Source organism: Streptomyces sp. CC0208 (genome assembly GCF_003443735.1).
Lineage (GTDB): Bacteria > Actinomycetota > Actinomycetes > Streptomycetales > Streptomycetaceae > Streptomyces > Streptomyces sviceus.
The window spans coordinates 5852212-5864780 of record NZ_CP031969.1 but is presented as its reverse complement, the minus strand read 5'-3'; the positions used below and the strand labels follow the sequence as shown (position 1 = coordinate 5864780).

The window sequence follows — 12569 nt, the reverse complement described above, 5'->3', positions numbered from 1 at the left end:
GACAAAGGATGCCGGTTACACCCGGTACGGCGTGATGCCTGTCACTGAGGTGAGGTGGGCCCGGCTACAGGGGCGCGGGATCACGCCGCTGTGGGGACTCACCAATGAACCCTAGTGGTCTGGTCGGATTCACGGTTTCTGACCTACCCTTCCAGACATGGTCGCCCAGTCCCGGTACTTCTCCTCGCGTCGCCATGTCGACCTGCGACGCGTGGGCACGGCTGTCTGTCGCCGTCCGGTGTGAGGCGGGCTCCGGCGCGCCTCATCCTCCGAGACGTGTCGGCCCCGTTCCCGAGGACGGTCTTCCATGCCCCGTACCGCGGCACCCCCTGTCGCTCCCCCTTCCACATCCCGGCGCCGGACGAGCGCCAGCGTCGTCCTGCGATCCGTGCTGGAGCACGGTCCGGTGGCCCGCAGCACCATCGCCCGGCTGACCGGACTGTCCCCGGCGTCCGTGACCGACTACTGCTCGCGCTTCACCGAACTCGGCCTGATCCGTGAGTCGGAGGTGCCCCGGCAGTCCCAGGGTGTGGGCCGACCCCATGTGCCCCTGGACCTCGACGAGACACAGTTCGTCGTGGGCGGGGTCCATGTGGCCGTCCCCTATACGACCGTGGCGCTGCTCGATCTGCGCGGCCGGGTGGTGGCCGTACGGGAGCTCCGGCACGACGGAGCCGACAGCGACAGCGTCGGCGCCGGCACCGGCGTCGGCGCCGACGCGATCCTGGCGCGGGCCGCCGACGGACTCGGCGCGCTCCTCGCCCGGTCCCCGCGGCTGCGTTGCCTGGGCGTCGGCTTCGCGGCCGGCGGCTGGGTGGACCGGGACTCCGGGACCGTGGTCGAGCACCCCCTGCTGGGCTGGCACGAGGTGCCGGTGCGGGACGTGCTCGGCGCCCGGACCGGACTGCCGGTCCATGTGGACGGGCACGCGCGGGCGTTGGTCAACGCGGAGCGGCTGTTCGGGCGGGCGCGCGGCAGCCGGAGTGTGCTGCATCTCTTCGTCGGCAACGTGGTGGACGCGGCGTTCGCCACCAACGACGAGGTGCATCACGGCCCGCGCTCCCAGGCGGGCGCGATCGCCCATCTCCCGGTGCCGGGCGGCACCGAGCCCTGCGACTGCGGGCGCACCGGGTGCCTGCAGGCCGAGCTGAGCGAGCGGACGTTGTGCCGGCGGGCCCGGCAGGCGGGGATCGTGGAGGGCGTGAACCCGATGCACGTGGTCGCGGCGGCGGCCGCCGGCGACCCGGTGGCGGCCCGGCTGCTGACCGAGCGGGCGGGCGCCGTGGGGCGGGCCGCGCGGCTGCTCCTCGACGTGCTGAACCCGGAGACGGTCGTGGTGACCGAGGTGGGCATCCTCCACCGGGAGGACTGCCTCGGCGCCCTGCGCGAGGGCGTCGGCGACGACCGAGCGGCTTCCGTCATTCCGTCGAGTTTCCCGGATTCCGTCCTTGCCGTGGCGGGCGGTTCGGTGGCGCTCGACGTGCTCTACCGAGATCCGTTGGCCGCGTCACCTGAGGCTATTTAATTCAGAAACTCCGAATGTTGACAGGGGTTCCCCAGGACCGCGAACATCCTGTTCATGAGCCCGCACCTGTACTGTCGCGCCCTTTGTTGCTGACACGTTGCCCCGCGTGACGCGCTCATTTCCCCTGCATGAACGCATTTCTCCGTGACTTTCTCCTGCACTGATTCAGGGAGTCTTCCCATGCCCTTTTCCCGCACGTCCGGAATCAGCACGTCCGGCATCGACCGGCGGCTGTTCCTCTCCTCGGTCCTCGGCGCCGCGGCCGGTGTCGCCGGCCTCAGCGGCTGCGCCGACAGCAGTGCCGCCGCCGACAGCAAGGACGCCCTGTCCGCCCCGCTCGCCGCCAAGGTCCCGGCCGGCACGAGCCTGAAGATCGCCTCGTATTCCGGCACCCAGCAACTACAGCTGAAACTCGGCAGGTTGGGTGATCCTCCGTTCAAGGTGTCGAGCTGGGCCAATATCAGCGCCGGCCCGGATGTCATCAACGCCTTCCGCTCCGGCTCCCTCGACGTCGCCAACAACGCGGGAATCCCGCCGATCCAGGCGCATTTCCAGGGATTCGACGCCAAGATCGTCGCGATCAACATCACCCGTAAGCCGAACTACCTCTTCGCCACGAAGCCCGGCAGCGACATCCGCACGGTCGAGGACTTCAAGGGCAAGAAGCTCGCGTTCTCGCAGGGACAGGCCCAAGGTGTCGTGCTGCTGCGGGCGTTGAAGAAGGCCGGGCTCGCGTACGACGAGGTGAAGCTGGTCCCGCTCACCAGCAACCAGTTCTTCACGGCCCTGCAGTCCGGCCAGGTGGACGTGGCCCCGCTCGCCAACAGCCAGGCGCCCGCCTACCTCCAGCAGTACGAGCCCAAGGGCGCCCACGCCATCACCACCGACGTGGTCGACCTGCTCAACCTGCTGTGGGCTCCGACCTCCGTGCTGGGCGACCCCGCGAAGGCCGCCGCGGTCGCCGCCTACATCCCGTACTGGGCCAAGGGCCAGGTGTGGACGTACGAGAACCCCGACATCTGGAACGAGGAGTTCTACGTGAAGACGCAGAACCTGACCCTCGCCCAGGCGAAGGCCGTCACCGCACTCGCCAACAAGCCGCTCTTCCCGCCGAGCTGGGACGAGGCGATCAAGTGGGAGCAGGAGACCGCGGATCTGCTGGCGCAGGGCGGCTTCGTGAAGAAGTTCGACGTCGGCGAGTTGTTCGACCACCGCTTCGAGGGCATCGCCGCGAAGTCCGTGAGCGCGGAGTACCGGAGGTGAGCGCCGTGACCACGACCGGAGCCGTCGTCGCGGCCGCCCCGGCCGAGGACGCGCCCCAGGTCCGCAGGCGCCGCCGGCTCTCCCCCGGCAGGCGGCTGCCCGCCGCCCGGCTCACCGGACCGGCCCTGTTCCTCGCGCTGTGGGCCGCCGCCTCCGCCGCCGGCCGGCTCGACACGGCCGCGATCCCGCCGCCGTGGACGGTGGTGCGGACCGGCGTCCACCTGTGGACGGACGGGACGCTGCCCACCGACGTCCTGACCTCGCTCCAGCGGGCCGCGGCCGGGTTCGCGATCGGCCTGGTCGCCGGCGTCCTGCTGGCCCTGGCCGCCGGGCTCAGCCGGACCGGCGAGGCGCTGATCGACGGGACGGTGAACATCAACCGGGCGATCCCGACCCTCGGTCTGATCCCGCTGTTCATCCTCTGGCTGGGCATCGGCGAGACCTTCAAGATCGCGATCATCGCGATCGTCGTGTACATCCCGATCTATCTGAACACCCATGCCGCGCTGTCCGGCATCGACCACCGCTTCGTCGAACTCGCCGAGGTCCAGGGCTTGTCGAGGTTCGCGTTCGTACGGCAGATCGTCGTCCCCGGCGCGCTGCCCGGATTCTTCGTGGGACTCCGGCTCGGCGTCACCGGCTCCTGGCTGGGCCTCGTCGTCCTGGAGCAGATCAACGCCACCAGCGGACTCGGCTACCTGATGTTCCAGGCCCAGAACTACGGCCAGAGCGATGTGATCCTCGTCGGTCTCGTCGTCTACGGCGTCTTCGGCCTGGTCTCCGACAGCGCGGTCCGTCTCGTCGAACGGAGGGTGCTGTCATGGCGACGCACACTGAGCAGCTGACCCGGCCGGCCGTACAACTGCGGGGCCTGACCCGGTCGTTCGACGGGCGGACCGTTCTCGACGGTATCGACCTCGACATCCCGTCCGGACAGTTCGTCGCCCTGCTCGGGCACAGCGGCTCCGGCAAGAGCACGCTGCTGCGGGCGGTGGCGGGCCTGGACCACGAGGTGGTGGGCAGCGGACAACTGACCGCCCCCGAAAGGGTGTCCGTGGTCTTCCAGGACTCCCGGCTGCTGCCCTGGCGACGGGTGCTGGACAACGTCCTCCTCGGCACGAACGGCACCGACGGCGGGCAAAGGGGCCGGGAGGCACTCGCCGAGGTGGGACTGGCGGGCCGCGAACGCGCCTGGCCGAGCGAACTGTCCGGCGGCGAGGCCCAGCGCGCCGCTCTCGCCCGCTCCCTGGTCCGCGAACCCGAACTCCTGCTGGCCGACGAGCCGTTCGGCGCGCTCGACGCGTTGACGCGCATCAGGATGCACGCGCTGCTGCGGGAGCTGTGGAAGCGCCACCAGCCGTCCGTGCTGCTCGTCACCCACGACGTGGACGAGGCCATCGTGCTCGCCGACCGGGTGCTCGTACTCGAACAGGGCCGTATCGGCCTCGACCTGACCATCGACCGCCCGCACCCGCGCTCCTACCGGGATCCCCTGCTGGGCGAGTACCGCGAACGACTGCTGGCCGCGCTCGGCGTCACGGAGGACCACGCATGACCGCACGACAGCTCCACCTCAACGCCTTCCTCATGAACACCGGCCACCACGAGGCCTCCTGGCGGCTGCCCGAGAGCGACCCGTTCGCGCACGTCTCCCTCGAGCACTACGTCCACCTCGCCCGGATCGCCGAGCGCGGGACCTTCGACTCGCTCTTCCTCGCCGACGGACCGCAGCTGTGGAGCAACCTCGCACAGCGGCCCGCCGGTGCGCTGGAGCCCCTCACCCTGCTGACCGCGCTGGCGACGGCCACCGAGCACATCGGGCTGATCGCGACCGCCTCCACGTCCTACAACTCGCCCTACAACCTGGCCCGGAAGTTCGCCTCGCTGGACATCATCAGCGGCGGCCGGGCGGGCTGGAACATCGTCACCACGGCCGGCGCGGAGGCCGCCCGCAACTTCGGTCTGGACGCGGAGCCCGCGCACGCCGAGCGGTACGCGAGAGCCGCCGAGTTCCTCGACGTGGCCCTCAAGCTCTGGGACAGCTGGGAGGACGACGCGATCGTCGGCGACAAGGCGGCCGGCGTCTGGGGCGACGACGCGAAGGTCCACCCGCCCCGCCACCGGGGAACGTACTTCAGCGTCGAGGGCGCCCTCAACGTGCCCCGCACACCCCAGGGTTACCCGCTGCTCGTACAGGCGGGTTCGAGCGAGGACGGCAAGGCGTTCGCGTCCCGCTACGCGGAGGCCGTGTTCACCGCCCAGCAGACCATCGAGGACGCGCGGGCCTTCTACGCCGACCTCAAGTCCCGTACGGCGGCGGCCGGTCGGGACCCCGAGCACATCAAGGTGCTGCCCGGCATCGTCCCCGTCATCGGCGCCACCGAGGCCGAGGCGCTCGCGAAGGAACAGGAGCTGGAGGACCACATCGTGCACCGGCACGGGGTGGCGAACCTTGAGCGGCTGCTGCAACTTCCCTCCGGGACACTGGAGTTGGACGGCCAGCTGCCCGCCGACCTGCCGCCCGAGTCCGCCGTCGAGGGCGCCAAGAGCCGCTACACGCTGGTCGTGGAGCTGGCCCGGCGCGACCGGCTCACCGTGCGGCAGCTGATCGGACGGCTCGGCGGCGGGCGCGGTCATCTCACCTTCGCCGGCACCCCCGAGCAGGTCGCCGACGCCATCGGGACGTGGTTCACCCAGGGCGCCGCCGACGGCTTCAACATCATGCCCGCGGTGCTCCCCTCGGGCCTGGACGCCTTCGTCGACCACGTCGTCCCGATCCTGCGCACCCGCGGCCTGCTCCGCACGGAATACGGCCCGCGCCGGACCCTGCGGGAGCGCTACGGCCTCCCCCGCCCCGCCAACCAGCACGTCCAGCCCGCCTACGTCTAGGAAGGACCCCTCCCATGTCCGGTATCGAGATCCGCAAGGTCACCGCGAACATCGGCGCCCAGGTCTTCGGCGTCGACCTCGCCGAGCCGCTCGACGAGGAGACGGCCGCGGCTCTGCGTGACGCCCTCAACACCCACAAGGCGCTGGTCTTCAGCGACGTGCACCTCGACGACGAGGGCCAGCAGGCCTTCGCCCGGCACTTCGGCGACCTCACCACCGCCCATCCGACCGTGCCCGCCGTCGACGGCGCCCCGAACGTCCTGCCCGTCGACAGCGAGGGCGGCCGCGCCGCCAACCACTGGCACACCGACGTCACCTTCGTCCTCAACCCGCCCCAGGCCAGCACCCTGCGCAGCCTGACGATCCCGCCGTACGGCGGCGAGACCCTGATCGCCAACTCGGCGGCCGCCTACCGGGACCTGCCCGAGCCCCTCAGGCGCCTCGCCGACGACCTGTGGGCCGAGCACACCAACGACTACGACTACGCCGTACCGGAGGAGACGCTGGACGAGGAACAGGCCGCCCGGCGCGCCCAGTTCACCTCGATCAAGTACCGCACCGTCCACCCCGTGGTCCGGGTCCACCCGCTGACCGGTGAACGGGGACTGTTCATCGGCGGGTTCGCGCAGCGGATCGTGGGCCTGTCGACGGGCGAGTCCCGCAAGCTCCTCGACCTGCTCCAGTCCTATGTCACCCGCCCGGAGAACCTGCTGCGCCACCGCTGGTCGGAGAACCAGCTGGTGCTGTTCGACAACCGGATCACCCAGCACTACGCCGTCGACAACTACGACGGTCTGCCGCGCCGGCTGCACCGGGTGACGGTCGCCGGGGACGTCCCGGTGGGCATCGAGGGCAAGGAGAGTTACTCGATCCAGGGCGACGCCTCGCACTACACCGCCGTAGCCGCGTAGTCACAGCCGGTGCCCGATGGGTCCGCATAGTGGGCGGTCTCCCCTCTGACCAGGGAAGACCGCCCAGACTGTGGGCGTTTTTGCCCGTCTCACGCACTGGACGAACCCGCCCATGCCCAGCACCACGGTCAAGACCCCACCAGGGTCCGACGCCTCCCTGCCCCACGGCCTCAAGCAGCGCCACCTGTCGATGATCGCCCTCGGCGGGGTGATCGGCGCCGGACTGTTCGTCGGCTCCGGCGCGGGGATCGCCGCGGCCGGCCCGTCGATCGTCCTCGCCTACACGCTCTCCGGACTCCTCGTGATGCTGGTGATGCGGATGCTCGGCGAGATGTCGGCCGCACACCCCTCCTCCGGCTCCTTCTCCGCGCACGCCGAGCGGGCGTTCGGCCCCTGGGCGGGCTTCACCGTCGGCTGGTCCTTCTGGATCCTGCTGTGCACGGCCGTGGGCCTGGAGGGCATCGGCGCCGCGAAGATCGTGACCGGCTGGCTCCCGGGGACCCCCGAGTGGGCCTGGGTGGCCCTGTTCATGCTGGTCTTCTGCGGCACGAACCTGGCCGCGGTGAAGAACTTCGGCGAGTTCGAGTTCTGGTTCGCGGCCCTCAAGGTGGCCGCGATCGCCCTGTTCCTGATCCTCGGAGTGCTGGCCATCGCCGGCGTCCTGCCCGGCACGGACGCTCCGGGCACCGCGAACCTCACCGGCCGAGGGGGCTTCTTCCCGGGCGGCGGCGAGGGCCTGGTCGTCGGCCTGCTCGCCTCCGTCTTCGCGTACGGCGGCCTGGAGACGGTCACCATCGCGGCCGCCGAGTCCGAGGACCCGGTGCGCGGGGTGGCGAGCGCGGTCCGGACGGCGATGTGGCGCATCGCGCTGTTCTACGTCGGCTCGATGGCGGTCATCGTCACCCTGGTCCCCTGGGACTCCAAGGCGGTCGTGGAGAAGGGCCCGTACGTCGCCGCCCTCGACGAACTGGGCATCCCGGGAGCGGGACAGCTCATGAACGTGGTGGTCCTCGTCGCCCTCCTGTCCGCGATGAACGCCAACGTCTACGGCTCCTCCCGCATCGCCTACTCCCTGGTCGAGCGGGGCCTCGGTCCCGGCGCCCTGGGCCGCGTCCACGGCGGTGTCCCCCGCCTCGCGGTCCTCGCCTCCAGCGTCTTCGGGTTCGTCTGCGTGGTCCTCAGCTACTGGCGCCCCGATGACGTGTTCGCGTGGCTCCTCAACATGATCGGCGCGGTCATCCTGGTCGTCTGGGCCTTCATCGCCGTCTCCCAGCTGCGGCTGCGCCGCGCGCTGGAACGCGAGGCGGCCGAGCGGCTGACCGTGCGCATGTGGGCCTTCCCGTACCTGACCTGGGTCGCTCTGGCCGGCATGGCGGCGATCCTCGTCCTGATGGCCCGGGAGCCGGGCACGCGGGTGCAGCTGTACTGGACGGGCGGCCTGACACTGGTCCTGGCCGGTGCGGGCTACGCGTGGCAGAAGGCGCGTGCCGAGGTCTGACCCCGCGGGGATCTTTTTGTTGCTAGCGTGTAGTTGCAACCTGGTTGCAATAAGAGGTTCGGGATCGCGCCTGAGCCTCCCGCCTCGTGATCGTCTTCTCACCCTCACGCAGGCGGGCAGCGGGCGGAAGCCCCCGCGAGGACGTGACTCGCGGGGGCTTCCCGGGGTCGGTCAGGCCTTACGGCCCAGGCCGCCGTGCTGGCCGATCGGGGCCGGGACCGTGTCGCCGTCCGGGCGCCACAGCGGGACCGACACCACGCCCGGGTCCACCAGCTCCAGGCCCTCGAAGTACGCCTCGATCTTGTCCACCGGACGCAGGAAGTAGGGCACCGCACCGGTCTCGTTGTAGGCGTCCTGGGCGTGCTCGTAGTCCGGGTCGGTGCCGCGGGAGCCGTCGTTGACACACAGGTAGCTGCCCGAGGGCAGGCCCGCCACCAGCCGGCCGACCAGCTCGCGGGCCAGGTCGTAGTCGCCGACATGTCCGAGGATGCCGCTGAGGATCAGGGCCGTGGGGCGGGTGAGGTCGAGGGTCCGGGAGGCCGCCTGAAGGATCTTCTCCGGCTCGTAGAGCGTCAGGTCCTCGTACGCCGTCTCGCCCTCCGGGGTGGAGGTGAGCAGGGCGCGGGCGTGGGCGAGGACCAGCGGGTCGTTGTCGACGTAGACGACCTTCGACTCGGGGGCGAAGCGCTGGGCGACCTCGTGGGTGTTGTCGACCGTGGGCAGCCCGGTGCCGACGTCCAGGAACTGGCGGACGCCCGCCTCCTGAACCAGGTACCGGATGCTGCGGCCGAGAAACGCGCGGCTGCTGCGGGCGATCGTGACGATGCCGGGGAAGACGGCCGTGTAGGCGTCGCCGGCCGCTTCGTCGACGGGGTAGTTGTCCTTGCCGCCGAGCCAGTAGTTCCAGATCCGGGCCGAATGCGGCACCGAGGTGTCGATCTCCGTCATGTTCCTATCGTGCTACGACCGGTCCTGCTCGCACGGCACATTGAGGGAGAGAAGTGCGGCGGATCCGTCCTGGTCGAGGCGGAGTTCGGTGATCGCCGCGTTGCGCAACCGCGGGAACACTCTGCGGTACTCCCCGAGCGGGATCGACAGCAGCGTGCACAGCGTCAGCCGCAGCAGGGTGTTGTGGGCTACGACGAGGACGCGCTCGCCGGGGTGGGCGGCGGCGATGCGGCGCAGTGCCTGCGTGCCCCGGGCTGCGGCCGCCGCCGGGTCCTCCGCGCCGGGGAACGGGTAGGCCACCGGGTCCGCGCGGAAGGCCTCGGCCGCGTCGGGCACCTCCGCGGCGAACTCCGCGAGGGTACGGCCCTCCACCACCCCGAAGTCGCACTCCCTGAGGCCGGGTTCGCGGTGCGGGGAGACGCCGAGGGCACGGCAGGCCGGGTCGGCGGTGGCGATCGCCCGCGACAGGGGTGACGTCCAGATCGCGTCGGGGCGGTGTACGCCGGCCCACCGCCCGAGCGCCTCCGCCTGGGCCCGGCCCTTGTCGGTGAGCCCGATGTCGCTCACACCCGCGTAACGGTTCTCGGCGTGCCAGATGGTCTGCCCGTGCCGGGCCAGCAGCAGGGTCGTACGCGCGCTCATGAAGCAGTCCGCTCGTTCGGGGTCGGGGTCGGGGCGGGATGGGCCGTGATCGAGGAGCGGCCAGGAGCACCACGCGGGACCGCCACCGGCCGGGAAGCGGCTACCCGGAGCGGCCAGAAGTACCCGCGGCCCGGGCGGGAACACGCTGAGCAGACACCCGAACGAAGTCGCCGCCACACCGAGCGCCCCTCACAGGGCGGGAGCACGGTCATGACGCTGCCGCCACCCACGCCAGACGACCACGCGTCTGAGCGGGGACCGGTGTGAGGAGCCGGCCCCAGGCGGTGAGTTCGCGGGAGCGGGGTCATCGTGTTGCCTTCTCATCCGTCAGGCGGCCGCGCGCATGGGCTGCCAGCTCTGGTGACAGCCAGCCGCGCGTGGTGAGTTCGTCGAGGAGGCGGGCGTACGGCTCGGCGAAGAGTGCCGTGCGGGCGGGGCGTGGTTCCACGATCGTGCGGATGCGGACCATGTGTTCGGCAGCTTCCGCCAGGGGGGTGCCGGTGGTGCCGTGGAGCGCCAACGCGGCCATGCCCAGGGCCGGTTCGGTCTGTTCCGGTACGCGGGCCGGGCGGCCGAGGATGTCGGCGCGGAGCTGGTTCCAGTACGGGCTGCGGGCCGCGCCGCCGGTGAAGGTGAGGGGGCCGTCGAGCGGGGCGCCCAGGTGGTGCAGGTAGTCGAGACAGAGGCGTTCCGCGAACGCGACGCCCTGGAGGAGCCCGGCCCAGCGGTCGGCGTCGTCGGCGGGGGTGCCGAGGAGCAGGGCGGTGGCGTCCGGGGCGCGGAAGGGGAACCGCTCCCCCCGCGACACCAGCGGGTAGGCCACCGCGCCGGACGGCTCGTACGCGGCCGCCCGGGCATCCATGGCCCCGGGGTCCGCATCGGCCGGCAGCGCCCCCGCGCCCACGCTGGACGCCCCGCCGGGCAGCCAGGTGCCGCCCGGCGCGCGGTGGTTGTAGACCACGCCGCTCGGGTCCCGGACCGGATCCGGGGTCGCCCCCTTCAGTACGAGCGTGGTGCCGAGCACCGAGTTCCAGGACCCGTGCCGCAGGGCGCCCGCGGCGATCTGGGCCGCGCAGCCGTCGGTCATCCCGGCGACGACGGGCGTGCCGGCGGGGATGCCGGTCGCCTCCGCGGCGGCCGCGCAGACCTCGCCGAGCCGGGTACCGGGGAGAACGACCTCGGGAAGGTCCAAGGCGACGTCCGACCAGGCGCCGCGCTCGACGTCGTAGCCCGTCTTGAGGGCGTGGCTGGAGTCGGTGGGCACCGGCCCGCCGACCAGGCGCGCGGTGACGACATCGGGCTGGTGGGTCACCCGGCCGCCCTCCCCGCCGCGGCCGTACTCCCGCGCCAGCCACAGCGCCTTCGGCAGCGCCCACGTGTCCTGGACGGCGAGCCCCGCCGCCCGCAGCCCGGCCGCCTCACCCGCCGCGCGTCCGTCGTCGTACATGAGCGCCGGGCTCGTCGGCCGGCCCTCCGGGTCCGTCAGCAGGACCGTCCCCGACGTCCCGCACACCGCGAGTCCGCCGATCCGTACACCCGTCAGGGTGAGCAGCGCGGAACGGGACGCCGTGCGCACCGCCTCCCACCACTCCCCCGGCTCCTGTTCGTGCCGCACGCCCTCGCGCCGGCCGCCGAGCGGGGCGGAACCCCGGCCCAGCACGGTTCCGTCGGCCGTGACCGCCAGCGCGCGCACGCTCTGGGTGCCGAGGTCGATCCCCAGCCACGCCGTCTCGTTCTCGTCCGTCATCCCTGTCATCGGAGCCTCCCACCCGCACGGGGTCTATGCGTACCCGGGACTCGCGGCTCAACATCGTCTCAGTGAAGCGACGATCCGGAGGTCGACGATGACCCAGAGGACCGATCCCGTACGTGTCGTGGCGGCCGGCGACCACTTCGTCCTGCCCGGGCTGATCGCCGGGGCCGTCGAGGCCGAGCTGGGCGGCATCAGCGCGAAGACGAAGGAGTTGACGCTCGGCTGGCCCCTGGAGCCCTTCGGGCCCGTCTCGGAGGTGACGGAGGCGAGCGACGCCGAGGACGAGCTGATCGAGGCGCTGGACGGCGCGGAAGTCCTCGTCACCCAGATGGGCCCGGTCACCGAGCGGGTGCTGAACGCCGCCGACAGCCTGCGGCTGGTCGTCGTGTGCCGGGGCGGCCCGGTCAACGTGAACCTCGACGCGGCCAAGGCCCGTGACGTACGGGTGTGCTTCGCGCCCGGCCGCAACGCCGCCGCCACCGCCGAGTTCACCGTCGGCATGCTGCTGGCCGCCGTGCGCCGCATCCCGCAGGCCCACGACCTCCTTGCCGGACAGGGCAGTTGGGAGGGCGGCGCGGCCTACTACACGTACGAGCACAGCGGCCTGGAGCTGGAGGACCTGCCCGTCGGACTCGTCGGCTACGGCGCCGTCGGCAGCCGGGTCGCCCGTGTGCTGTGCGCCTTCGGGGCGCAGGTGATGGTGTACGACCCCTATGTGCGCGGCGAGATCCACGGTCTGCGCGTGTCCTCCCTCGACCAGCTCCTCACCCGCTCCCGGGTGATCACCCTGCACGCCCGTCTGACCGCCGAGACCCGCGGCCTGATCGGCGCCCGCGAGCTGGCACTGCTGCCCGAGGGGGCGGTCGTGGTGAACGTGGCCCGCGGCCCGCTGATCGACGAGGGCGCCCTGTGCGACGCCCTCGAAGCCGGCCGGGTGTCGGCGGCGGCCCTCGACACCTACGAGCACGAGCCGCTGCCACCGGACTCCCGGCTGCGCGCCCTGGCCGACCGGGTCGTGTTGACCCCGCACCTCGGCGGGGCGAGCCGCGCGGTGGCCGAGAAGGCGGCGAGGATCGCGGCGGAGGAGGTGGGCCGCTGGGCGCGTGGGGAGCGGTTGGCGCACTGCCTGACCTGACGGTC

General features: G+C 71.8%; 11 protein-coding genes. 8 read left to right on the top strand and 3 right to left on the bottom strand.

The genetic code is table 11. The features are described 5' to 3' along the window. Nucleotides 1-307 precede the first annotated feature (307 nt). The 7 genes from D1369_RS26940 (at nucleotide 308) to D1369_RS26910 (ending at nucleotide 8086) form a co-directional block, all read left to right on the top strand. Nucleotides 308-1525, top strand: a complete 1218-nt coding sequence (locus tag D1369_RS26940) for an ROK family protein (protein ID WP_007382036.1) — start codon at nucleotides 308-310, stop codon at nucleotides 1523-1525. A 180-nt stretch (nucleotides 1526-1705) separates the two neighbouring features. After that, nucleotides 1706-2788 carry an ABC transporter substrate-binding protein gene (locus D1369_RS26935; RefSeq protein ID WP_007382037.1) on the top strand — a complete coding sequence of 361 codons (1083 nt, stop codon included), beginning with the start codon at nucleotides 1706-1708 and terminating at the stop codon, nucleotides 2786-2788. Beyond that, nucleotides 2785-3633, top strand: a complete 849-nt coding sequence (locus tag D1369_RS26930) for an ABC transporter permease (RefSeq protein ID WP_007382038.1) — start codon at nucleotides 2785-2787, stop codon at nucleotides 3631-3633. Before D1369_RS26935 ends, D1369_RS26930 begins: the two co-directional genes overlap by 4 nt. Continuing rightward, entirely contained in the window at nucleotides 3609-4343 is a 735-nt protein-coding gene (locus D1369_RS26925; protein WP_007382039.1) for an ABC transporter ATP-binding protein, read from the top strand. Before D1369_RS26930 ends, D1369_RS26925 begins: the two co-directional genes overlap by 25 nt. Beyond that, nucleotides 4340-5677, top strand: coding sequence for an LLM class flavin-dependent oxidoreductase (locus D1369_RS26920; RefSeq protein ID WP_007382040.1), 1338 nt, complete (start codon nucleotides 4340-4342; stop codon nucleotides 5675-5677). The genes D1369_RS26925 and D1369_RS26920 overlap by 4 nt, the downstream gene beginning before the upstream one ends. Nucleotides 5678-5691: 14 nt before the next feature. Beyond that, nucleotides 5692-6588 (top strand): TauD/TfdA family dioxygenase, encoded by an 897-nt coding sequence (locus tag D1369_RS26915; protein WP_007382041.1) that lies wholly within the window; start codon nucleotides 5692-5694, stop codon nucleotides 6586-6588. A gap of 112 nt (nucleotides 6589-6700) precedes the next feature. Beyond that, complete coding sequence (locus D1369_RS26910; RefSeq protein ID WP_007382042.1) at nucleotides 6701-8086, top strand: amino acid permease; 1386 nt, start codon at nucleotides 6701-6703, stop codon at nucleotides 8084-8086. Nucleotides 8087-8257: 171 nt separating this feature from the next. Here the strand turns inward: D1369_RS26910 and D1369_RS26905 are convergent, their stop codons facing one another. The 3 genes from D1369_RS26905 to D1369_RS26895 all read right to left on the bottom strand — a co-directional run bounded on the left by D1369_RS26905 (nucleotide 8258) and on the right by D1369_RS26895 (nucleotide 11423). Then, complete coding sequence (locus D1369_RS26905; RefSeq protein ID WP_007382043.1) at nucleotides 8258-9034, bottom strand: SAM-dependent methyltransferase; 777 nt, start codon at nucleotides 9032-9034, stop codon at nucleotides 8258-8260. 12 nt (nucleotides 9035-9046) lie between these two features. Continuing rightward, nucleotides 9047-9676 (bottom strand): histidine phosphatase family protein, encoded by a 630-nt coding sequence (locus D1369_RS26900; RefSeq protein ID WP_007382044.1) that lies wholly within the window; start codon nucleotides 9674-9676, stop codon nucleotides 9047-9049. Nucleotides 9677-9980: 304 nt separating this feature from the next. Beyond that, the gene (locus tag D1369_RS26895) at nucleotides 9981-11423 is read right to left on the bottom strand and encodes an FGGY-family carbohydrate kinase (RefSeq protein WP_118082648.1); all 1443 of its coding nucleotides are present in this window, start codon (nucleotides 11421-11423) and stop codon (nucleotides 9981-9983) included. 97 nt (nucleotides 11424-11520) lie between these two features. On the opposite strand from D1369_RS26895, the gene D1369_RS26890 reads away from it, so the two are divergent. Next, on the top strand, nucleotides 11521-12564 hold the full coding sequence (locus D1369_RS26890; RefSeq protein ID WP_007382046.1) for a 2-hydroxyacid dehydrogenase: 1044 nt from the start codon (nucleotides 11521-11523) through the stop codon (nucleotides 12562-12564). Nucleotides 12565-12569 lie beyond the last annotated feature (5 nt).